16 protein-coding genes and 1 riboswitch are annotated in these 23,203 nt (G+C 39.7%); of the genes, 9 read left to right on the plus strand and 7 right to left on the minus strand.

Features of this window, described 5'->3' with window-relative positions; translation table 11 throughout:
* Positions 1 to 196 precede the first annotated feature (196 nt).
* Positions 197 to 682, plus strand: a complete 486-nt coding sequence (locus LRP81_RS14205; protein ID WP_230502191.1) for an NUDIX hydrolase — start codon at positions 197 to 199, stop codon at positions 680 to 682.
* 39 nt (positions 683 to 721) lie between these two features.
* Here LRP81_RS14205 and LRP81_RS14210 read toward each other — a convergent pair whose 3' ends face one another.
* Both LRP81_RS14210 and LRP81_RS14215 read right to left on the minus strand, forming a co-directional pair.
* Positions 722 to 1,096: a general stress protein gene (locus tag LRP81_RS14210; RefSeq protein ID WP_230502194.1), complete on the minus strand. Its 375-nt coding sequence runs from the start codon at positions 1,094 to 1,096 to the stop codon at positions 722 to 724.
* Between the two features lie 96 nt (positions 1,097 to 1,192).
* Positions 1,193 to 2,902 carry an ABC transporter ATP-binding protein gene (locus LRP81_RS14215; protein WP_230502196.1) on the minus strand — a complete coding sequence of 570 codons (1,710 nt, stop codon included), beginning with the start codon at positions 2,900 to 2,902 and terminating at the stop codon, positions 1,193 to 1,195.
* Between the two features lie 263 nt (positions 2,903 to 3,165).
* On the opposite strand from LRP81_RS14215, the gene LRP81_RS14220 reads away from it, so the two are divergent.
* The 4 genes from LRP81_RS14220 (at position 3,166) to LRP81_RS14235 (ending at position 6,466) form a co-directional block, all read left to right on the plus strand.
* Positions 3,166 to 3,834, plus strand: coding sequence for a response regulator transcription factor (locus tag LRP81_RS14220; protein ID WP_230502197.1), 669 nt, complete (start codon positions 3,166 to 3,168; stop codon positions 3,832 to 3,834).
* A gap of 6 nt (positions 3,835 to 3,840) precedes the next feature.
* Positions 3,841 to 5,220, plus strand: coding sequence for a HAMP domain-containing sensor histidine kinase (locus LRP81_RS14225; protein ID WP_230502198.1), 1,380 nt, complete (start codon positions 3,841 to 3,843; stop codon positions 5,218 to 5,220).
* Positions 5,210 to 5,752: a PepSY domain-containing protein gene (locus tag LRP81_RS14230; RefSeq protein WP_230502200.1), complete on the plus strand. Its 543-nt coding sequence runs from the start codon at positions 5,210 to 5,212 to the stop codon at positions 5,750 to 5,752. The genes LRP81_RS14225 and LRP81_RS14230 overlap by 11 nt, the downstream gene beginning before the upstream one ends.
* 132 nt (positions 5,753 to 5,884) lie before the next feature.
* Complete coding sequence (locus LRP81_RS14235; protein ID WP_230502202.1) at positions 5,885 to 6,466, plus strand: PepSY domain-containing protein; 582 nt, start codon at positions 5,885 to 5,887, stop codon at positions 6,464 to 6,466.
* A gap of 321 nt (positions 6,467 to 6,787) precedes the next feature.
* Here the strand turns inward: LRP81_RS14235 and cydC are convergent, their stop codons facing one another.
* The 5 genes from cydC to LRP81_RS14260 all read right to left on the minus strand — a co-directional run bounded on the left by cydC (position 6,788) and on the right by LRP81_RS14260 (position 14,871).
* Entirely contained in the window at positions 6,788 to 8,506 is a 1,719-nt protein-coding gene (gene cydC, locus LRP81_RS14240; protein ID WP_230502204.1) for a thiol reductant ABC exporter subunit CydC, read from the minus strand.
* Positions 8,503 to 10,236: a thiol reductant ABC exporter subunit CydD gene (gene cydD, locus LRP81_RS14245; protein WP_230502206.1), complete on the minus strand. Its 1,734-nt coding sequence runs from the start codon at positions 10,234 to 10,236 to the stop codon at positions 8,503 to 8,505. Before cydD ends, cydC begins: the two co-directional genes overlap by 4 nt.
* Before the next feature lie 388 nt (positions 10,237 to 10,624).
* The gene (locus LRP81_RS14250; RefSeq protein ID WP_230502208.1) at positions 10,625 to 11,557 is read right to left on the minus strand and encodes a hypothetical protein; all 933 of its coding nucleotides are present in this window, start codon (positions 11,555 to 11,557) and stop codon (positions 10,625 to 10,627) included.
* A gap of 157 nt (positions 11,558 to 11,714) precedes the next feature.
* The gene (locus tag LRP81_RS14255; protein WP_230502209.1) at positions 11,715 to 14,207 is read right to left on the minus strand and encodes an FtsX-like permease family protein; all 2,493 of its coding nucleotides are present in this window, start codon (positions 14,205 to 14,207) and stop codon (positions 11,715 to 11,717) included.
* Positions 14,194 to 14,871: an ABC transporter ATP-binding protein gene (locus LRP81_RS14260; RefSeq protein WP_230502211.1), complete on the minus strand. Its 678-nt coding sequence runs from the start codon at positions 14,869 to 14,871 to the stop codon at positions 14,194 to 14,196. Before LRP81_RS14260 ends, LRP81_RS14255 begins: the two co-directional genes overlap by 14 nt.
* Before the next feature lie 428 nt (positions 14,872 to 15,299).
* Positions 15,300 to 15,418, plus strand: a riboswitch (SAM riboswitch).
* A gap of 103 nt (positions 15,419 to 15,521) precedes the next feature.
* Here LRP81_RS14260 and LRP81_RS14265 point away from each other — a divergent pair.
* Genes LRP81_RS14265 through metH form a run of 4 tightly spaced genes read left to right on the plus strand, consistent with a single transcriptional unit; the run spans position 15,522 to position 23,127 of the window.
* Positions 15,522 to 16,640 carry a methionine biosynthesis PLP-dependent protein gene (locus LRP81_RS14265; RefSeq protein ID WP_230502213.1) on the plus strand — a complete coding sequence of 373 codons (1,119 nt, stop codon included), beginning with the start codon at positions 15,522 to 15,524 and terminating at the stop codon, positions 16,638 to 16,640.
* The gene (metC, locus tag LRP81_RS14270) at positions 16,637 to 17,830 is read left to right on the plus strand and encodes a cystathionine beta-lyase (protein ID WP_230502216.1); all 1,194 of its coding nucleotides are present in this window, start codon (positions 16,637 to 16,639) and stop codon (positions 17,828 to 17,830) included. Before LRP81_RS14265 ends, metC begins: the two co-directional genes overlap by 4 nt.
* Positions 17,814 to 19,673 carry a bifunctional homocysteine S-methyltransferase/methylenetetrahydrofolate reductase gene (locus LRP81_RS14275; protein ID WP_230502218.1) on the plus strand — a complete coding sequence of 620 codons (1,860 nt, stop codon included), beginning with the start codon at positions 17,814 to 17,816 and terminating at the stop codon, positions 19,671 to 19,673. Before metC ends, LRP81_RS14275 begins: the two co-directional genes overlap by 17 nt.
* Positions 19,666 to 23,127: a methionine synthase gene (metH, locus tag LRP81_RS14280; protein ID WP_230502220.1), complete on the plus strand. Its 3,462-nt coding sequence runs from the start codon at positions 19,666 to 19,668 to the stop codon at positions 23,125 to 23,127. Before LRP81_RS14275 ends, metH begins: the two co-directional genes overlap by 8 nt.
* The last annotated feature ends 76 nt before the right edge of the window (positions 23,128 to 23,203 follow it).

Genomic DNA, 23,203 nt, shown 5'->3' on the forward strand with positions numbered 1-23,203 from the left:
AGTGCCCGATTTTTCTACTTTCTGGTTTTTCGGGCACTAGTTTGCTCTTTGAGTGCCCGATTTTTCCTTTTTTCCATTTTTAGGCATTCAGGCAAAAAAGCCATTATTCCCTGCTAATTCTACGTATGATATATTTAGGTTATCACAGCTTCCAAATTAGACCATTAATACCAATTGATTATGTTGGAGGATAACAATGACTACTACTTTTGTAAATTGGGGAGAATCCAGAGTTAAATTAACTTGGAAAAAAAGCAGCGTACTTCCTCCATATGATTTAATTACAAGTGCACACGGCTTTTGTTTTCAAGAAGAAAAAGTATTATTGGTAGATTTAAACCATAGAGGATGGGATTTTCCTGGAGGACATATTGAAGCTGGCGAAACCCCAGAGGGTTGCTTTAAACGGGAAGCAATGGAAGAGGGTTATGTGGAAGGAGAATGTAATTTATTAGGACACATAATCGTTGACCACAGTGAAAATCCATTATGGACAGAGAGTAATTCATATCCTATGATTGGATATCAAATATTCTACAAAATGACTATTTCAAAATTGCTTCCATTTGATGGGCGGTACGAATCCGCTCAACGTATGTTTGTAAACCCTTTTGATGTTTCCTCTTATTATCACAAATGGCACACTCTTTATCAGGAAATTTTGGATTGCGCATTAAAATAGCTTTTAAACCTACAAAAAAACGACCATTTCTGGTCGTTCTCAAGGTGCAACTATTCGTGCTTCTTTGCTTACATATTTATTAACGAGAACTACGATTCTCCCGTTTTCAATATCTGTAGCATACATAGGTGCTTCCCTGTCTGAAAGCCCCATTTCTATTAGCTTATTGCCCACCCCTTTGGGAGCCATTGCTTCTTCTGGCATTAAAGAATGCTTTAATTTATCCACTACAGTGTCTTTTTCCTCCGTGGCAATCCGTTCAAGACGGGTGCCAATCGGAAAATCATGTCCTAGCGTATCCTCTAATGCCACAATAACAATTTCTTCGGCTGTATATCCTTGAACAATTAAGCCTTCTACGACATTCCTTGCTTTTTTATTTGTATCGTAGACTCCTAATAGTGTTTTTTGCATGTAAATCCCTCCTCGGAAATGCGACTTGCTTATTGGTTACATTCCCGTAAGATAGGCACTGAAAACACAATTCCTTAAATTACCTAGGTCTTTTTATCATCCAAATTGTGCTTGATGGAGTCTGCTATAAATCCCTTCTGATTCTAATAATTCCTCATGACGTCCTGACTCGGCAATCCCCTCTTTAGTAACCACCATGATTCTGTCGGCATTTTTAATGGTTGCTAGTCGGTGGGCGATTACAAGTGTGGTTCTGTCTTTGGCAAGCTCTGTAAGAGACGTCTGAATGGCACGTTCTGTTTCGGTATCGAGTGCAGATGTTGCCTCGTCCAATATAAGAATCGGTGGATTTTTCAAAAAGATACGTGAAATAGCAAGCCTTTGTTTTTGACCGCCTGATAGCTTGACACCGCGTTCTCCAATGACAGTGTCTAATCCTTGTGGCTGAGTTGCAATGAACTCATCTAGCTGAGATCGTCGCGCTGCTTCCATTATCTCTTCATCTGTTGCATTAAGCTTCCCATAAGACATATTTTCGCGAATGGTGCCTGAAAAAAGGAACACATCCTGCTGCACAATCCCGATTTGACTTCGTAAAGATTCCAGCTTTAATTCACGAGTGTCATACCCATCTATCAATATGCTTCCTTGCTCCAATTCATAGAAGCGTGGAAGTAAGCTGCAAAGAGTTGTTTTTCCAGCTCCGGATGGACCGACGATCGCTACTGTCTCTCCTGCCTTAATGGACATATTGATGTTGTTTAATACTTTTTCATTTCCTTCATAGCCGAACGAAACATTTCGATAATGAATTTCTCCATCTAGTTCCGCATGGACAGCATCTGGTGCATCTGCTATATCTGGCTCTGTATCCATTATTTCTGTATAGCGTTTGAATCCAGCGATCCCTTTAGGATAGCTTTCTATAACTGCATTAATCTTTTGAATAGGTCCTAATAGAATGTTAGAAAGGAGAATAAATGCTACAAATTGCCCTGGGCTTAGCTCTCCTCTAATGACAAAAAATGTACCAAACAGAAGAGTAAACAATGTCACAAGCCGCATTAGCAAATAATTTGCTGTGATGTTTTGTGCCATAATTTTGTAGGACGCAAGCTTCGTATTCCGGTAGTTCTCGTTGTTAACTGCAAATTGCTTCTGCTCGTGCTTTTCATTTGCAAAAGCTTGAACAACACGGATCCCACCAATACTATCTTCCACCCGTGCATTTATTTCTGCCACATCGCTAAACATTTTTCGAAACGTACTAGTCATCTTTTTATTAAAATAAATTGCAAGTATGATAAGTAACGGTATTACTAAAAATGAAAGGACTGCTAGTTTCCAATTTAGGGTCACCATGATGGCAAAGGCACCGACAAGGGTCATCAATGCCACAAATACATCCTCAGGCCCATGATGAGCTACTTCTCCTATTTCTTCTAAATCTTTCGTTAGCCTGGAAATAGAGTGGCCTGTTTTGTTATTGTCATAGTAACCAAATGACAGCTTCTGCATATGTTGAAACAATTTCCTACGCATGTCCGTTTCAATATTAATTCCAAGCATATGTCCCCAATAGGTAACGACATAATGGAGCCCTGTATTAATGGCATACACAGCCAACAATCCGATACAAGCCCAAACAATTAAGCTCCAGTTTTGCTGAGGCAACAGACGATCAATGACCTGGTTCACAGCTACCGGAAAGGCAAGTTCTAAAATACCTACCAAGACAGCACATGAAAAATCCAAGATAAAAAGCCACTTATATGGCCTATAATAGGAAAAAAAACGACGAACCACAGACTTACCTCCTTATTTATGTATGCAAATACCTTTTATTTTATAAAAATTTCGTCTCCCTAATGATAATCATTATCACTAAAAACAACTATACTATCAACAACGCTTTTACGTCAACGACATTTGTTAGGATGAAGAAGAAAAGTTATGATAAAAAGATAAACGGAAGAAGCCTTGATAAGGTTGGGTCTCTCCATCTTGACCGAACGGCTAGGTACTACAGTATTCTATTTAACAAAGACTAATCGGAAAGAGTGAGCGCCATGGCATATATTTTGATTATAGAGGATGAGAAAAAGATTGCCCGTGTGTTGCAGTTAGAGCTCGAACATGAAGGATATGAGACAGACGCTGCCTTTACCGGGTTAAGCGGGCTGGATAAATTCAAATCACAAAGTTGGGATCTCGTTTTATTAGATGTGATGCTACCTGAATTAAGCGGGCTGGAGGTACTAAGGAGAATTCGTTCAGTGGATACTCACACACCTGTTATTTTATTGACAGCCCGCAACTCCATTCCTGATAAAGTTAGTGGGCTAGATTTAGGAGCTAATGACTATATTACAAAGCCTTTTGAAATAGAAGAGCTTTTGGCTAGAGTACGAGCAAGTCTGCGGACGATACAGACTAAACCTGAACAGACAAGTGTTCTGAAGGTAAAAGATTGGACTGTGAACGAGAAAGCTCGTGAGGTCCACCGTGGAGATGTAAGTGTTGATTTGACACCAAAGGAATTTGATTTACTTGTATTTTTCATTGAAAATAGCGGCCTTGCCTTGAATCGCGAACAAATTCTCACCAGAGTTTGGGGCTTTGATTATTATGGCGACACTAATATTGTGGATGTGTATGTAAGACATCTGCGAAAAAAACTTGATTTAGCAGATGTCTTACTAACTGTCCGTGGTATCGGATATCGACTGAAGGAGTAACGAAAAATGAAACTGAAACAGAAGATTCTGCTGTTCTCTACGGTATGGCTGCTGATCATGCTTTTATTAGTTAATGGCGCTATTTATTTTCTATTCCAAAAAAATATATTAGATAACGACTTAAACCGGGTTAAGGAACATGCACAATCTGTGACAGAGGCTGTTACAACGGCAATTAGTGAAAATGAGACAGATTTTAGTGCGCTTCTGCACGCTTATCTTCCCCCAAATGGAATGATACGCATTGTCACAGAGGAAAACACCTCTGTTGCTAATAGTGCAAAAGAGTATGATATGCGATTAATCCCAACCAAATTCCAGAACCAGCAATTTTCAGATGTTCGAACATTTGATGGAAATCCTTATGCAGTCGTTTCTTATCCTTTAATTTGGTCAGACGGTAATATTGTTATGCTGGAGGTAACCGAAAGCCTGGAAGACTCTAAGCGAACCATTGATACCCTTTTAGTTGTTTTATTGATTGCTTCTTTGTTTATCATCATTCCGGCTATCTTTTTTGGAAACGTGTTGAGTAGAATAATTTTAACACCGATATATGCCATGACAAAAACAATGAAACAAATCCAACAAACAGGGGATTACAAAAAGCTGAAGCTAGAAGGAACATCAAAGGACGAATTGTATATGATGGGTTCCACCTTCAACCAAATGATTGATATTTTAGAAAAAAACTTTCAAAAACAGCAGCAATTCGTTTCAGATGCTTCCCACGAATTGAAGACGCCATTAACGGTCATTGAAAGCTATGCAAGCATGTTAAAACGCTGGGGAATGAAAAAACCGGAGCTCCTGGAGGAATCTGTGGAAGCCATTTATTCTGAATCCATTCGAATGAAAGAAATGACAGAGCAGATGCTCCAGCTAGCCAATGCAGATAATCATATCGCATTACACAAAGAAGAGACGGACCTATTGTCTCTCTCCAGACAAGCTGCCCATAATATGGAAATATCCTTTGACAGAAACATTACCATTGTAGAAAAAGGACACGATTTTCACGTCTTTGCAGATACGAATAAAATAAAGCAATTGCTCTATATTCTTCTTGATAATGCAAGAAAGTATAGTGATCATGATATTTTAATGGAACTAATGGAAGCAGCTGATGGTTGCTCTGTTACCATTATCGATAAAGGTGATGGTATTCCTTCAGATGACTTGGACAAAATCTTTGACCGATTCTACCGAGTCGATAAAGCCCGAAGCCGAGAAAGTGGTGGGTCTGGTTTAGGTCTTTCCATAGCAAAGCAAATAGTGGACGCTCACCAAGGGAGTATCGTTATCACAAGTGAAGAAGGAAAAGGCACGACCGTCCGTATTACTTTGCCAAAACAAGAAAAGACGGTGATTAAATATGAGAAATAACAAAGGTTATCTGCTTATTTTCGCTGTCATCTTCGTCCTACTTTTAGGTATCGCTGTTTATTACCTACTATCTAATCAAGAAGGGGAGATGGTCTCTGAATTGACTGTTCGAGAAATAGTAGAAAGTCAATACGGAGGAAGCTCTATCACCTCTTTGGAAAAAAACGATAAAACGTTTGTGGTATTAATGGAAAATGATATGGGTCAATATCAAATGCTAGTAAATGGGCTAACCGGGGAAATCACCTCACTAAAGCTGATAAACCGTAAAGGTGAAGACTCTCAACCTAACGGCCAAGATGGTGAGGAGTCCGAAACACCACAAGATACTCCAAAGCCAAGCATGCTAACAAAAGATCAAGCGATAGAGATTGCACTTGACGAGGTACATGGTGCCATTGAAGATATCGAGCTTGATGAAAAGAATGGCATAAAAGTCTATGAAGTTGAAATCGAAGTCAATGATGACACAGAAGCAACGATTATTATTAACGCTTATACTGGGGAAATTCTCTCTTTAACATGGGATTAATAGTATCTAGACTGAGTTTTCCTTATCTTAGATTAAAAAATTTTAATCTTTTCCTCCTTTTCTATTAATGTTCGCTGGCTATTATACAACTGTAGCAAGCAATACAAACAAAACATTAGGAGGAATTCTTTTATGAAACTTTTAGCAACCGTGGTTACAGGTGCCCTATTAATTGGAGGTATCAGCGTTGGTGCAGAGGCTTTGAAAAAAGATGACAATATGGAATTGAAACAAGTGAACGTAGCTAACCCAACGAACGAACAAAATGGAATCTCCATTTCAGAAGCAAGTGAAATCGTCTTAGAAAAAGTGGAGAACGGCGTCATTAAAGAAGCCGAAAAAGATCGCGAAAACGGCAGAATTATTTACGAAATTGAAGTGAAAAATGACGAATATGAATATGACTTCAAAGTAGATGCACAAACTGGCGATATCCTTAAAGAAGAAAGAGATGAGCGCGACGGGAAAAAGCGTCAACGCGTAACTTCTGAAGGAACTAATGGAGAAAACAGCCCCCGCATTTCTTTTGAAGAAGCAGAAGAAGTAGCACTAAATGAAGTGAACGGAGTAATTGATGACATCGAGTTAGACCGTGAAAATGGAAAGCTCGTTTATGAAGTAGAAATTGACACAAACCAAGGTGACGATGACGACGTAACAGTATATGTGGATGCAGTGACTGGGAAAGTGTTATATGTAGAGTGGGATGACTAAGTTTGTTAGAAAAGGCTGTCCAGGAAGTCATGATACATGGCTTTCTGACAGCTTTTTTTACTTCTGTGTTTGATTTCAGAGTGGCGGACTTGAGCAGATTACCGCTACTTTCCTGCTGGACAAGGAAGGCTACGGCAGCATTACATCGCACGCAGGAAATGCTCGCATTTTCTAGGAGTCTGCTCCTTTTGCTCCAATCAACAGCTGAAAACTTTTTTATGATAGTTTCTGTTTACTTTTACAATTCAAAAGACAATCATACAACTCCCACGTAAAAAACCACTCAAGGTCCTTAAAAATCCCCTTAAGTGGCACAATAACTCACATAAACACACTTTTCTCAATCTCTTTCATTTCATAGAAATAGCCTTTTGCTTTCATCAACTCATCAAAAGTTCCTGCTTCTACCACGTTTCCATTTTCCATCACAATGATCTGATCCATTCTCTCTAAACCTGTTAAGCGATGGCTGACCAGTACTAACGTGTCATCCTTTGCCTTTTCAAACAGTTTTTCAAAAATAGCATTCTCTGTCACAGCATCCACAGAAGATGTCGGTTCATCCAGCAGCCATACATGTTGACCCTTAAGAAAAGCACGTGCAATGGCAAGGCGTTGCTTCTCTCCACCAGAAAGATTTTCTCCTTTTTCCAGGACACGATCTTCCAAGGAAAAGTGGTTCAACTTTACCATACCAAGAGCTTCTAACATTTCTTCATCTTTGATGTCCTCTTTTGCAATGGCCAAGTTTTCACGAATAGTTCCGTAAAAGTAATGATTCTCTTGGAGTACGACATTGCTTTTACTCCACAGATCTTCTGAAGAAACAGAAGAATAGTTCCAATTATTTAGCGTAAACGTACCGTTATCTGGTTGATGCAGCTTTAACAACAAATACAGCAATGTCGATTTACCGGAACCACTTGGGCCGACAATGGCAGTTTTTGTACCTGACTCAAAACTTACATTCACATTAGCCAAAGTTGAACTGGACTCACCCGGAAACGTAAAGCTGACATCTTTCATATGAAACGAGAGTGCTTCATTGTCCGGCAACACATTAGTAGCCTCCGAGACATACTCCACTACTTCATTCTCCACTACTTCCTCCAAACGACCGGCAGCTCTCCTGCTATCCTCGTAATGATTTGGGAAAACCGCCATTGGCGCAGCATTTTCAAATACAGTAAGAGAGATCATGACAAGCATTGCAAGGAACAGTCCTTCAAATTGACCTTGAACTGTCAGGTATGCGCCTAAGGCCAGAATCAACCAGGATACGAGAAGCGTCACGAATGTATTAACAGAATGATTGAAAATCTCCTGCTTTCCTTCTGTCTCTTGCTCTACAACATAGTCCCCTGCTACCTCTGTAAGCAATTTTTCTTTTTCTTCTAACTGCTGATATATTTTCAAATCCCGAAAGCCATAAAATAGTTCCGTCACTTCGGTGGAAAGTCTCGCTCTTCCCTCTCTAACATTGCGTTGAAGCTTCCGCTGGTCGAGCGCGAAAATGGCTGGTACAACAAATCCAGTCAATAATAAACCTAGCAGCATCACAAACGCCAGAATTACCGAGAAGTATGAAATAAAAAGAATGGTGCTTAAAAAAACGATTACTAAGACAACAGGTGGATAGAAAACCCTTAGGAAGAAATTTTGCAGACTTTCTACATCTCCTACAATACGGGCAAGTAAGTCCCCACTTCTGTATTTTTGAAAAATCCTTGGGGCTAGTGGTTCTATTTTTTTATAAAAAGAAACCCTCAGATTACTTAGTATCGTAAATGTTGCTCGGTGTGAAAAATACCGTTCTCCATATCGGCTAAAGGCTCTTGCAAAGCCAAAAAGCTTTAGTAGCGCGATCATCACTGTTAACGTATAAATTGGTGGAACTAAGGCTCCTTTGGATATCAAATATCCACTTGATGCAAAGAGTCCCACAGCGGAAATTCCGGCGCTAAACCCTAGAATGATGGAAAGCAAAACGTCTTTTCTTTCCTTCATCACAAGGAACGTGACATGACGAAGCTCTTTCATATGGCATTCCCTCCTTGCTGAACAGACACCATTTGTTGATACGAAGGTACAGTCTGGAGAAGCTCATGATGAGTTCCTTTTGCTACTAAGCTGCCAGTTTCTAAAAAGAGAATGGTGTCTGCCTTTTTTATCGTATGAAGTCGATGGGCAACCGTAATGACTGTCGAGGTTTTGGCTAGCTCTTTCATCGATTCTTGAAGAATCTTTTCGGTTTTTAAATCTAAACCTGTTGTTGGCTCATCAAATAAAATAATGGATGGCTTTTTCAGGAATGCACGGGCAAGAGCGAGACGCTGCTTTTCTCCACCTGAAAGTCCACGACCACCCTCTCCTATCTTAGTTTGAAAGCCTTCTGGCAATGATTCCACTAGCGCAAGGATACCTGCTTTTTCTGCAGCAATCTTTAGCTCCTCCTCTGTGGCATCTGCTTTTCCACCAATTGCGATATTATCAGCAATGGTTCCTGCAAATAAATATGGGTTTTGTGAAATGTAACTTACTTTATCAAACCAGGCTTTCTCCTGATAATCAAAGAGAGGCTTTCCTTCTACCATTACTGTTCCGTCTGTCGGACGAATAAGCCCTGATATTAGATTAAGCAAAGTAGATTTCCCTGAACCACTTTTTCCAACAAGCGCGATTTGACTATACGGTTTGATGGAAGCAGCGATACCTTGAAGAGCAAACCCTTCGTCTCTATACCGAAAACCTAAATCGCGGAGCTCTAATGAAGGTGGAGTTTCCATATTTGGAAGTGATTCTTCTCCCCACTCTACAGGTGCCTCTTCTGCATTTAATTCATCTGTCACTTTCTTCGCTGCACCCATGCTACCCCGTCCTGTATGAAAAGCACTTCCGAGTTCTTTTAAATACAGATAGAATTCAGGTGCAAGGACGAGAACAAAGAAAGCGGTGAAAAAACCGATATTTTCAAAAACAACGAGCTGTAATCCTGCCTCAAGTGCAATAAGTCCAATGGCAAGCATAGAAATAAATTCGAGCATAAGCGATGATAAGAAAGCTATTTTCAACACTTCCATCGTGGCATCCCGGAAGCTATGACTGCTCTCTTCAATCGTTTGTTGTTGCTTTTTGGAACGATTGAACAGCTTTAAGGTGGTTAAGCCTTGTAATGTATCTAAAAAGGTTCCCGAAAAAGCATTCAGCTTTTCCATTTGCTCTTCTGATTTCTTCTTCGTTTTTAGTCCCACAACAATCATGAAAATTGGAATAAAAGGTGCAGTGACCAGAATAATCAAACCGGTATTCACATGCTGACTGAATGCTGCTATTAGGATAATGATCGGGATGATGCTCGATTGAATGACCTGTGGAATATATTTACTAAAATACGGATCCACTTCATCGACGGCATCCATCATGACACTAACCTTTTGACCGGACTGCCCTTTTAGTGCAGCCTGCACAGGACTTTTAGAATATTTTTTTAGCAGGGCTATTCGAAAATCCTTTTTTACTTTCGTTGCTAGCTTTACTCCAGTAATTCCGTTGAAATAGGTAAGGATAGCCCTCGCAGCCAAAACACCTAATAAACCTGCAAGAAACGGGATGATTTCTTGAAAGGAGTGCCCACGTAAAAAAATTCGATCGACAATAGTCACAAAAAAGTACGCCTGCCCAATAATAGTCAAGCCTGTTAAGACAGCAATAATTATTAATGTTATCCTTGTGCCTCTATATGATTTTGCGATAGATTTTAAATCGGTCATTTTTATGTCCCCTTTATTCCGTTTAGGTTGGGATAGTTTTATGTTGTGAAAAACTTCACATACTTTATGTATCTTTATTATATAGCATATGCAAGGTAATTTCTCGTTTGGTGATTGACCATTTTATGACTTATTATTAGTGTTCCCGATTTTAGCTTATTGGTAACAGGGTTTGGAAAGATTAGATGACACATTAAAGAGGGATAGTTTGCTTCTTGGATGGAAGTGTGAAGGTAAAACGTGACGGCAAAATAAGGTTATCTCTGGGATAACTGTGGATAGTCTTTAAATAACCATTGAAAGCTATTGGCGGAACGTTCTTAACATCCCGCCAGGAAACTGGAGTCTTGTAGAAATCCAGTTTCATATTAAGGTATTTCAAACCTTGCTATAACTGTACATCTTGGGGCAGCTTTTGAAATGTCAATAATGACGGCGTTGGAGAGAATGGGAAGAATTTTAACATTTCAATAGAAAATTTATCTGTTGAATCAACTTCAGCTTCAATAGTATGTATTCCTTTTTTCTCGGCATAATTTATCTGAAGTGCTGTTAGCATTAACATTAATCTCATATCATTATTGTTTTTGGTACCTCTCCAACCAAAATCTAATTTATTTGGTGTATTTGAATAATGTAATAAAGAGTATGCGTGTATTTCATTATCCTTTAATACAATATAACTTCCATCTTCAATCAAATCTTTATTAAAGATTAATTTTTTCCATGTCTCAAAGCTTTGAACAGAAACAGGATTTATAGTATGAGATACTTCATAGTTTTTTTTAACAAGGTTAATTAACTGTATTATTAGTTCTTGTTGATTACCTATACTCTTCATGTCTTTTATGTAAATATCTTGTTGGTTAAATTCCGGAAATATTCCCTCTATATCAACCTTTGAGACCATTAATGATGGCATATATGTTCTTCTGACTTCTAAAAACTCACTTTGTTCATAGAATGATTTTAATCTATAAGACGACTCCCAAATGGATGTTTGCAGAGGAAATTTAATCTTTTCAACATTCAATAAAGCATTAACCAATACAGTCTCTATTTCATATCCCATATGCGCTTCCGTAACCATTGCGAAGTAGGTACAATACGGGTGAAATTCAGAATTCCACGCAGTTATTAAACCTACCAATTTTTCACTTTCATAAGCTTCATAAGTACACAGTCTATGCTTGGTGTTGAGTCCTCTTAAAAAGTATTGCTGGGAGAAAGTGTCATCCCCCAACCATTTGGAGAGAACTTCTTTTAAAGCCTCGACATTTGGAGAAATATTAGGTTTTACTCTATAATAACTTCTTATCATCATTTCATCCCCAATAGGTTATTATCTACCACTATCCTGACCCTTGTTGAAAAATCCGAAAAGAGCTTTTTATAAATGAGAACATCGAATTTGAAATAATAAGTCCCCCTCACCAAGCTTGGTGGAGGGGGACATTTTTAAGTCGGGTCATATTCTTTTAAGTTGTCCCATAACTTTTTAACCTACGTGTCATTAAAATATATATCATGATGAAACAGAGAATGCTAAATGAAAGACTACATATAATTTTAATGAATACCACGTTTGCCGACATGTTAGGATAAAACATCAAGGTCATCGTTAAACTTATTACAAATCCACAAATTACAGCGATCATCATCCAGACCATTGTTTCTTTCACTAAAATTCCTCTTACATCTTTGATTTTCCATCCGATATCTTTTAAGGTTATTACCTCATCTTTTCGGATGTGCAAAGTAGAAGAGATTGTCTCACTAAGTGTCGCCGTTGTGAGGATCAATGCTGCTAGGAATATAATAATCACAAAAACAAGAACTGTGGCATTTATATATTCTCCAAGATTGGTATCCCCAGTTGCTAATATTGTTTGATATAAGTTAACAGGTATAAAAGTGATGATGACAGTTAATAAAACGATTTGTAAAAAAGAAAATACAATTAAATGTCTAAAGTAGTAGAGACTTCTAAGCCACAAAGTTTTAAATTTAGGAGATTCTGTTTTATTGGTGGAGCTACTGTTTTGAAATCTATTGATGAGCCATGTCACTACTAATGCGATGATAATAGATAAGAGAACATAAGGAAACGACATAATATGAACGTACCCATAAGTATACAAAATGATTAGTGCCAAGCTTGTCCCAAGTGCTGCTAAAACAAGGATAATGGCACTCTCCATAAAGTAGAGCTTTCTGATATGAGATGGCTTCCACCCTAAATCAGAAATGATTTTTTTATCTTCAATACTTGTTCTATTACGGAAGAAGGCGTTGTTTAGTGGGTATAGAAGTCCAATGAGAAAGAATAAACCTGTAACAAGGATGTTCGTCCCATTCCACCCATCCGCTATTTCAGCGGCAGCACCAAGACTTGTCCATGGCTGTGATACCATTCCAATTCCTTCTACATCTATAGCCATCTTTGATATAGATGCCCCTGCCACCACGTCCATTTGAAAATTCCCAATTTGGCTAATTTTTATTAATGCCTCTTCAATTTTAGCGATAGCTTCATCATCATACTCCTTAATATCGGAAACACGCACCCTTATAGCATCAATAGGGGAATCTCCTTTAATGTAAGCAGCATCTTCTAAACTCATAATCCCTTTTGCTGGTGAACTAATAAAGCTTCCAGGTGTGAGCGTTTCATGTAACGGTTGTTCTTCATCTAAAGTAATGGTAGGTGCTTGTTGGTATATACCGAGAGGACTAGAAGATAACGTATTTTGATACTCCACCGTAGTAAAAGAACCTACAGGAAATAAGATAAAAGGAATAGTTTTATCAGTGCCTGCAACAGTCGCAACTGATACACCTTGAAAATTCATATCTCTATATGTTGGTACTCCTAAATGTTCTCCTACTTGTTTTACTGTAAGAGTACCGTCTGAATTAATCATATAATCAATAGGATTAATCTTGTAGAAATGAGAAGATTCACCTAATGAAGAAGAGAAATTATCAGAAGTTTTTACTGTATGATCGTAATCTACAATTAATGGATTATACAGAAATGGAGTAATGTATTTCGACATATCAAAAGTGTATTTGTCATCTGATAAGTAGTCCATCTCTAACTCTTCCATTAATCCTTCGAACCGTTCAGACAAAAATAAAGGCTCATTTTCTGATAGGTTTAAACTTTCCTTTAAATTAATAGTGTCTTGTGTTCCCCAATTTAAATCTTTTACATTTACTTGCAGTTTTAATGGTGAAAAGGAATCCTCTAAATAGATAAGACGGATTTCTCTTTCCACATTTAAGGACTCAAAGGCCATTGCCATCTGATGGGGAATTTCATTATTTAAAGCAGATAGGTCAATTCCAGTTAATCTTTGCTCTTCTTCTACATCTACACCTACAGTTAGATCATAAGTTATAGGGATATCAAATTCAGGACTCATTCCTTCCCCAGTAAAACCTACACCCAATCGTTTTAAGAAATCAAACCCGTTTTCAGGATAACCCTCTTGCTCTAACATGTAATAAACTCCAAAAGTATCTTCAACCTCATAATGGTTTACACCATCATACGTTTCAAAGTAACCAGAAATATAACTACTTTTAGAAGGGTAATCTAAAGCTAAGGACTTATTTTCTCCTGTAAAATATCCTAAAGATATAACAGGAGCAGCAATGTCTACTTCTGATAATGCCTTTATTTTTTCCCATTCCTCTAATGAGATACCGCCAGCTCCATAATTTAAGTAGTTTTCTTCTACTTTTCCTAATGTCTTTTCGACAGAAGTAGCTGCTTCTGCGGGACGGATTAAAATATCATAACTTCCCCTAGCATGTTCCTGTATACTTTCTCTCACATTTGTTTGAATCGTTAGCACGGAAGAGATACTTACAGAACTTGCTACTAGCAAAATCACCATCGAGATTAGAAGAATAAGAGACAGTTTATAGCGACTTCTCACGGCTCTCCAGCTATAGCGAAGCAATTTTATCGCCTCCTATGTGAATGGTATTCCCCGTGAATGTGATGATACGGTCGCTTTTTTTCGTTACGAAGTCATCATGTGTAGCCAAGACGATTGTCTTTCCCTTTTTATGAACAACAGAAAGGAGTTCTAATATATTGTTGCGGTTATCATGGTCTAAATTTCCTGTTGGTTCATCGCATAAGAGTATATCAGGTTCTGTTATTAAGGCCCGAGCAAAAGCAACCCTTTGCTGTTGTCCTCCTGATAGTTGACTTGGCAGCTTCTTTGCATGTTCCTCCAATCCCACATCTTCCATCAGCTCTAACGCTTTTGCTTGAATTACTTTACGGTCACGGTATGGGATAAGAGGCAGCATAATATTTTCTAATACTGTAAATTGAGGAAGTAACCGAAATTGTTGATAAACGGTTGAAATCTTTTCTCTTACATATAGTTGCTTTTCATTGATTGATAGAGTTTGTATATCCGTTTGCTCGATAAATACTTTTCCAGAGGACAATTCAATGCTACCGCCTATGATATTTAACAGTGATGTTTTACCAGATCCAGAAGGTCCTATTAAGGAAATCCATTCCCCCTTAGCTATATGTAGAGTTACATCTGAAAAAATAGGGGTTTTCGACATATTATATTGTAATGTAGCATTTTGTAAGTGTATCAATGATCATAACTCCTTCTCTTAAATCACTAATGAATAAGCAGCTTTTCAGCTACTTATTCAAAAATTATTAAAAACATGTTTTAGTTTTCCAAACTTTAGCATAAGAATAACCAGTTACTATGTATAGGGTCGTAATGCAGTATTTGCTATATTAAAAGCCTGCCTAAAATTTCTAATTTATGTAACCTTTAGCAACAACAGTAAAATTATACATGTATAATTTTAAGCTTGCAAACATATATTTTAAATATTTTAATAATTTTTTCATCTATTAATTTTAAAAAGGAATTGACCAGGGATTACGTGCAAAATCCGTTCAACTTTATAAATCAATTAACCTGATTTTATAAAAAACCATTGCATTTCCCTCATACCTGTTGTAAATTAGAAAAATAATTAAATTGTTCTGATAATTTTATATGTAAACTTTCTTATCCAGAGAGGTTGAGGGAATGGCCCGAAGACACCTCAGCAACCATCAACGTCAAATAGTTGGCGATGAAAAGGTGCTAATTCCAGTGAGCAGTGTTGCTCACATAGATGAGAAGAATGAACTTTCTAATCAAAGTCTTCTTCTTAAGAAGGCTTTTTATTTTTTTAAAACGCCTCTCACTCTCTGGATGATCACCAGTTAATAGGAGGCCTTTTTCATGTATAAAACAAATACGAAGCTAGCGCAAATAGGAAATCGCAGTGAGTCTGCTACTGGAACAGTAAATCCCCCTGTTTATTTTTCAACTGCTTATCGTCACGAGGGCATTGGTCAATCGACAGGCTATGACTATACAAGAACAGGTAATCCAACTAGGCACGTAGTAGAAAATGCCATTGCAGAGCTTGAAGGTGGCGACCAAGGATATGCCTGTAGTTCCGGTATGGCAGCTATTTTAACGATTCTTTCTCTTTTCAAGTCTGGTGACGAGCTCATTGTTTGCAAGGATTTGTACGGAGGAACGTATCGTTTATTAGAGGAAGGCTATAAAAAATGGGGACTGTGTTGTACGTATGTGGATACAACTGACTTAGCACAAATAGAAGAAGCTATTACTCCACAAACAAGAGCCATCTTTGTGGAAACTCCGACCAATCCCCTGATGGTAGAAACAGATTTGGAAGCCGTGTCACAGCTCGGAAAGGCACATGGAATTCTACTGATCTGTGATAATACCTTTTACACTCCTGTTCTTTTAAATCCCATAAAACTTGGAGCTGACATTGTCATCCATAGCGCTACAAAATATCTTGGTGGTCATAATGATGTCCTTGCGGGTCTAATTGTGGCAAAAGGTTCTGAGCTATGTGAAGCACTCTCTCTTCACCATAATGCAGCAGGTGCGGTGTTAAGTCCCTTTGACTCTTGGCTATTAATTAGAGGCATGAAGACGCTATCCCTTCGCATGGAGCGCCATGAAAAAAATGCTAAAGTAATTGCTGCTTATTTAGAAAAGCATGAGGCCATTACAGATGTCCTTTATCCTGGTAGAGGTGGAATGCTTTCTTTTCGAATTCAAGAGGAGGCTTGGGTCAATTCGCTCCTTCAGCATCTGACTCTTATCACATTTGCAGAAAGTCTTGGCGGAGTAGAGAGCTTTATTACATATCCAGCTACTCAGACACATGCCGATATTCCTGAAGATATCCGCATCCAAACCGGGGTATGTAACAGACTGCTTCGTTTTTCTGTCGGAATTGAGGATGTAGAAGATCTCATTCAGGATTTAGAGGCAGCATTAAAGGCAGCTTCCATTCAAAAGGAGGTCCTATCATGAGCTATTCTTTTCAAACGAAGCTGTTGCATAACCAACACAAGGTTGATAAAAGCAACGGAGCGGTAAGTGTGCCTATTCAGCATGCTTCTACTTTTCATCAATCTGATATCGACTCTTTTGGAAAATATGATTATGGACGTTCCGCAAATCCAACGAGAGAAGCGTTAGAGGAAACCATTGCCCACCTTGAGGAAGGAACGAGAGGGTTTGCTTTTTCTTCTGGAATGGCAGCTATTTCCACGTCCTTTCTATTATTATCACAAGGAGATCACGTCCTCATTTCAGAGGATGTATATGGCGGTACGTACCGGATGGTATCAGAAGTCCTCTCACGTTACGGAGTCACACATACATTTGTGGATATGACGAATATTGACTCTGTTAAAAACGCTATTCAACCAAACACGAAGCTTTTTTATATAGAAACACCTTCTAATCCGTTATTAAAGGTTACCGACATAAGCGCAATATCAGCGCTTGCCAAAAGTATAGATGCCTTAACATTTGTAGATAACACCTTTTTAACACCAGCGCTACAAAAGCCGTTAGAACTTGGAGCAGATCTTGTTCTCCATAGTGCGACTAAGTTTCTTTCAGGACATAGTGATGTGGTGGCAGGACTTGCAGTTGCAAAGGATCCAGTGCTTGCGGAACGACTTGCCTTCTTACAAAATTCCTTCGGAGCGGTTCTTGGGGTACAAGATGCTTGGCTTGTGTTACGTGGACTAAAAACCTTGCACGTCCGCTTAGAACAATCGATTAAATCCGCTAACAAACTAGCTCATTATTTTGAAAAACATGCGGCCATTAAAAGCGTCTATTTTCCAGGTCTCACGACTCATCCAGGGTTTACCTTACAGCACAGGCAGGCGCAAGGACCTGGAGCAGTACTATCTTTTGAACTTAAAGATGGAGTTGACCTTCGCACCTTTGTCAACAGCCTAGAAATTCCTGTTTTTGCTGTCAGCTTAGGTGCGGTGGAATCGATTCTATCTTTTCCAGCAAAGATGTCGCATGCTGCTATGCCTGAAGCAGAGCGCTTAAAGCGAGGAATTTCCAACTCTTTACTTCGTCTTTCTGTCGGGTTAGAGCAAGTAGACGATCTTATCGCCGATTTTGATCAAGCATTACATCTAGCAGCAAACGCATTTACCGAACAACGGAGGGTATATCATGGGAATCTTAGATAGTTTACAGCAGGATAGAATTTTAATTGCAGATGGTGCAATGGGAACCCTCCTTTATTCGTATGGATCAGATAGTTGCTTTGAAGAACTGAACCTGTCCCACCCTGACCAAATATTCCATATACACCAAGCTTATTTGAATGCTGGTGCGAACATTATTCAAACAAATACGTATGCTGCCAACTATCACAAGCTTGAGCGCTATGGTTTACAGGATCAAGTAAAAGAAATTAACAGTGCTGCTGTAAAGCTGGCTAAAAAAGCCGTTTTACATCACACTGGTTCACATGTGGTCGGTACGATTGGAGGAATTCGTGCCATTAAGCCTGAAACGATACCACTTGAAGAAATTAAAAGAACATTTCGCGAACAGCTTTATTGTCTTTTACTTGAAGGTGTCGATGGAATTTTACTAGAGACATTCTATGATTTAGAGGAGTTAGAAACAGTTTTACAGATTGCCAGAAAAGAAACGGATTTACCTATTATCTCCCAAGTTTCACTACAGGAAGTCGGGTACCTGCAAAATCGTGTTCCGATTACAGACGCATTGAATCGTTTAGAGGCATTTGGGGCTGATATAGTCGGGCTAAATTGTCGGCTTGGACCTTATCATATGATCTCAACGTTAGAAGAGGTATCAATTCCAAAGCATGCATTCTTGTCCGCATACCCAAATGCTAGTCTTCCTTCTTATGTAGATGGAAAACTAGAGTATGACAGTGATGCTGGTTATTTTAAAGAGACAGCTCTTGCCTTCCGAGATCAAGGAGTAAGACTACTTGGGGGCTGTTGCGGCACAACGCCTGCCCATATCCAAGCATTTTCAGAAGCATTAAGAGATGTATCTCCTGTAAAGGAAAAACAGGTTAAGAGACGGGAGCGAACGATTGTCATCCCTTCGCAAAAGAAGGATGTACCTACCCCTCTTTTTGAAAAAGCAAAAAAGGAGCAGTCGATTATTGTAGAGCTTGATCCTCCACGAAAACTAAATACAGATAAGTTTTTACGTGGTGCACAAGCCTTGAAGGACACTGGTATCGATGCGCTTACCATGGCGGATAATTCCTTAGCATCACCAAGAGTTTGCAACACCGCACTTGGGTCCATTGTAAAATCACAAGTTGGCTTACGGCCGCTTATTCATATTACTTGTCGTGACCGAAATTTAATCGGGTTACAGTCACATTTAATGGGGCTACACCAGCTAGGTATCCATGATATACTTGCCATCACAGGAGATCCAACAAAGGTTGGCGATTTTCCTGGTGCATCTTCCGTTTACGATGTCACTTCCTTTGGTTTGATTAATATGATTAAACAGTTTAACCAAGGGGTTTCTCTTTCAGGAAAAGAACTCGGTGAACGTACTAGCTTTTCGGTTGGTGCGGCTTTTAATCCGAATGTGCGCGTTATCGATAAAGCTGTCGAACGCCTTGAGAAAAAAATCGAAGCTGGTGCAGACTATTTTATTAGCCAACCTGTCTTTTCAGAGGAAAAGCTATTAGAGGTCTATCATGCAACCAAACATATTAATGCTCCCATTTATATTGGGATTATGCCACTGACAAGCAGTAGAAATGCCAATTTTCTACACCATGAAGTTCCCGGAATCAAACTAACACAGCCAATACTTGATTCAATGAACAGCTATCGAGATAATCCAGAGCAGGCTAGTCTTGAGGGCCTAAACATCGCAAAAGGTCTGCTTGATGCAGCACTTGAGCTCTTTAATGGTATTTATCTTATCACTCCGTTCATGCGTTATGAGCTTACAGTGGAGCTAGCAAGTTACGCAAAAAAATACGGTCCGTCTCATACATCCAGGAGGGTTCAAAATGTCTAAACCTATCACACTACTAGAACAACAAATGAAAAAGAAAATCCTCATCATGGATGGCGCGATGGGAACGATGCTACAGCAGGCAAACCTCACCCCTGAAGATTTTGGTGGAGAAGAGCTGGACGGCTGTAATGAAAACTTGAATATCACAGCTCCAAACGTAATCGAACAGATTCATATCTCCTATTTAGAAGCTGGTGCTGATATTGTGGAAACAAACACCTTTGGGGGTACAAACCTCGTTCTTGATGAATATAATCTAGGATTTAAAGCTTATGAGATTAATAGATTAGGAGCTGAAATTGCCAAGCGTGCAACCGCTAAGATTTCCACTCCAGAAACGCCTCGCTTTGTCGCAGGCTCGATTGGACCTACTACTAAAACCTTAAGTGTAACGGGAGGAACGACATTCGACTCTCTGACAGAATCTTATGAAGAGCAAGCCCGGGGTTTATTGGATGGCGGCTCTGACTGTTTACTTGTAGAGACAAGCCAAGACTTATTAAATGTAAAAGCTGCATTCCTCGGCATTCAACAGGCTTTTAATAACACAGGCATTACTGTGCCTATCATTATCTCCGGTACAATTGAACCAATGGGAACAACCCTTGCAGGCCAAGCGATAGATGCGTTTTACATCTCAGTGGAGCATATGAAACCACTTGCCGTTGGATTAAACTGTGCCACTGGTCCAGAATTTATGCAGGACCATATCCGCACACTTTCCAATCTTTCCAAAAGTGCCGTGAGCTGCTATCCAAATGCAGGACTGCCAGATGAAGAAGGAAACTATCATGAAACACCACAATCCCTTGCTGCCAAGCTTGGTGGATTTGCTGACCAAGGCTGGTTAAACATAGTTGGTGGTTGCTGCGGAACAACTCCAGATCATATTCAGGCAATTGCGGAGATAATGAAGGATAAAAAGCCACGTGTTTCGGACGTTGTCGATCATCACAGCGTTTCAGGCATCGAGTCCTTTATTTATGATGACCCTTCCCTTCGTCCTATAATGGTTGGTGAAAGAACGAATGTCATTGGCTCACGTAAATTCAAACGACTCATTGCCGAGAAAAAATTTGAAGAAGCAGCAGAAATAGCCCGTGCCCAAGTACGTGGCGGTGCACATGTAATCGACATCTGCCTAGCAGACCCAGATCGTGAAGAACTAGAAGATATGAAAGAATTTGTTCAAGAAGTGGTGAAAAAAGTTAAAGCACCACTTGTCATAGATTCGACTGATGAAAACGTCATTGAAATCGCCTTAAAGCACTCTCAAGGAAAGGCAATCATCAATTCTATTAATCTAGAAGACGGCGAAGAGCGCTTTGAAGCAATCATTCCGCTCGTTCACAAATACGGGGCAGCTCTTGTTGTTGGGACAATTGATGAAAAAGGGATGGGTGTGACAGCAGAACGCAAGCTCGAAATTGCTAAGCGCTCTTATGATTTGTTAGTTAACAAATATAAGGTAGCCCCTTCTGATATTATATTTGATCCGCTCGTCTTTCCTGTCGGCACCGGGGATGAACAATATATCGGTTCTGCTAATGCTACAGTGGAAGGCATCCGACTCATAAAAGAGGAATTTCCAGCTTGCCTGACCATCCTTGGTGTCAGTAACGTTTCGTTTGGACTACCACCTGTTGGCCGTGAAGTACTAAATGCTGTCTATCTTTATCACTGTACACAGGCTGGTCTTGACTACGCTATTGTTAATACTGAAAAGCTAGAGCGTTTTGCGTCCATTCCTGATGAAGAAGTCAAGATGGCCGAGACTCTACTTTTTGACACAACTGACGAATCCCTCGCAGTTTTTACCGACTTTTACAGAGGGAAAAAGAAAGAAGCCAAGTCCAATATTCCAGATATGCCATTAGAGGAGCGCCTTGCCTATTACGTCGTGGAAGGGACAAAGGAAGGTCTTCTCCCTGATTTAGATCTTGCTTTGGCAGCATTCCCTACCCCGCTCGACATTATCAATGGCCCTTTAATGGCAGGAATGAAAGAGGTAGGCCGTCTATTTAATGACAACCAGCTCATCGTAGCCGAAGTTCTCCAAAGTGCGGAAGTGATGAAGGCGTCTGTTGCCCATTTAGAACCGCATATGGAAGCAAGCGACACCTCTTCCTCCAAAGGAAAAATCCTTTTAGCAACTGTAAAAGGAGATGTGCATGATATCGGGAAAAACCTAGTCGACATTATCTTAAGCAACAACGGCTATGATGTGGTGGATCTTGGAATCAAGGTCACTTCCACTGATTTAATACAAGCTATTAAAAAAGAAAAACCAGATATCGTCGGTTTATCTGGTCTACTCGTAAAATCCGCGCAGCAGATGGTCCTTACCGCGCAGGATATGAAACAGTCCGATATTTCTGTTCCTATTTTAGTTGGTGGCGCAGCCTTATCCAGGAAGTTCACAGACCAAAAAATCTCAAAAGAATACGAAGGCCTTGTACTATATGCAAAAGATGCGATGAACGGTCTATCGTTAGCAAACCAATTGCGCTCACCAGATGAGTTTGAGCTACTTGTCGCTGAACAAGCAGAAAAGAAACGAAAACTAAGTGAAGCAGCTACGGAAGTTACTGTTACGACTGGTGCATCCGTCGCAACAGCTGTGAAAATGCGCTCTACCGTTTCGAGAAATGTGCGGGTCTTTCAACCAAATGATACAAAGCGTCACTTACTACGAAACATTTCCGTTTCTCACGTTGAGCCGTATATCAACATGCAAATGCTCATTGGTCACCACCTAGGAGTAAAGGGTAAAATTGAAAGACTACTAGCGGAGGGTGACGCGAGAACCTTGCAGGTGAAGGACGTAGTAGATCACCTCTTAACAGAGGCAAAACAGAAGAACCTGATTACACCAGCTGCTATGTACCAGTTCTTCCCTGCCCAGTCAGAGGATGATACCTTGTTCATTTACAACCCAGAAGACCCATCAAAAGTAATAGAACAATTCGAGTTTCCTAGACAGGAAAAAGCACCTCATCTGTGCTTGTCAGACTATGTCAAGCCACGTGAGAGTGGTGTCATGGACTATGTCGGTCTGTTCACTGTCACAGCCGGAAAAGGAGTTCGTGAACTCGCTGCCAATTATAAAAAAGAAGGCCGTTTCTTAGAAAGCCATGCCTTACAAGCATTAGCACTGGAAACGGCAGAAGGGTTAGCCGAGCTTGTCCACCAGCAAATGCGCGACCGCTGGGGCTTCCCCGATGCGGTGAACTTCACTATGAAAGAACGTTTCGCCGCCAAATACCAAGGCCAACGCTTCTCGTTTGGTTACCCAGCCTGTCCAAATTTAGAAGACCAAGAAAAGCTGTTTAAATTAATTCAGCCAGAGGACATTGGCGTCAAGCTCACCGACGGATTTATGATGGAACCAGAAGCATCGGTGTCAGCGATCGTATTTGCACATCCGGAGGCTAGATATTTTAATGTTTTGTAGACAAATAAGCAGGAATGAGCCGAGTTTTGTTGAGTGCGGCTTCTTTTCTGCTAGTTTTTTGTGGGATATTGCGTTA

This window comes from Sutcliffiella rhizosphaerae, from assembly GCF_917563925.1.
Taxonomy (GTDB): domain Bacteria; phylum Bacillota; class Bacilli; order Bacillales; family Bacillaceae_I; genus Sutcliffiella_A; species Sutcliffiella_A rhizosphaerae.

Coding starts and splice junctions, on each gene's coding strand:
- LRP81_RS14205 (WP_230502191.1), top strand. CDS start 197: ATGACTACTACTTTTGTAAATTGGGGAGAATCCAGAGTTAAATTAACT.
- LRP81_RS14210 (WP_230502194.1), bottom strand. CDS start 1,096: ATGCAAAAAACACTATTAGGAGTCTACGATACAAATAAAAAAGCAAGG.
- LRP81_RS14220 (WP_230502197.1), top strand. CDS start 3,166: ATGGCATATATTTTGATTATAGAGGATGAGAAAAAGATTGCCCGTGTG.
- LRP81_RS14225 (WP_230502198.1), top strand. CDS start 3,841: ATGAAACTGAAACAGAAGATTCTGCTGTTCTCTACGGTATGGCTGCTG.
- LRP81_RS14230 (WP_230502200.1), top strand. CDS start 5,210: ATGAGAAATAACAAAGGTTATCTGCTTATTTTCGCTGTCATCTTCGTC.
- LRP81_RS14235 (WP_230502202.1), top strand. CDS start 5,885: ATGAAACTTTTAGCAACCGTGGTTACAGGTGCCCTATTAATTGGAGGT.
- cydC (WP_230502204.1), bottom strand. CDS start 8,506: ATGAAAGAGCTTCGTCATGTCACGTTCCTTGTGATGAAGGAAAGAAAA.
- cydD (WP_230502206.1), bottom strand. CDS start 10,236: ATGACCGATTTAAAATCTATCGCAAAATCATATAGAGGCACAAGGATA.
- LRP81_RS14250 (WP_230502208.1), bottom strand. CDS start 11,557: ATGATAAGAAGTTATTATAGAGTAAAACCTAATATTTCTCCAAATGTC.
- LRP81_RS14265 (WP_230502213.1), top strand. CDS start 15,522: ATGTATAAAACAAATACGAAGCTAGCGCAAATAGGAAATCGCAGTGAG.
- metC (WP_230502216.1), top strand. CDS start 16,637: ATGAGCTATTCTTTTCAAACGAAGCTGTTGCATAACCAACACAAGGTT.
- LRP81_RS14275 (WP_230502218.1), top strand. CDS start 17,814: ATGGGAATCTTAGATAGTTTACAGCAGGATAGAATTTTAATTGCAGAT.
- metH (WP_230502220.1), top strand. CDS start 19,666: ATGTCTAAACCTATCACACTACTAGAACAACAAATGAAAAAGAAAATC.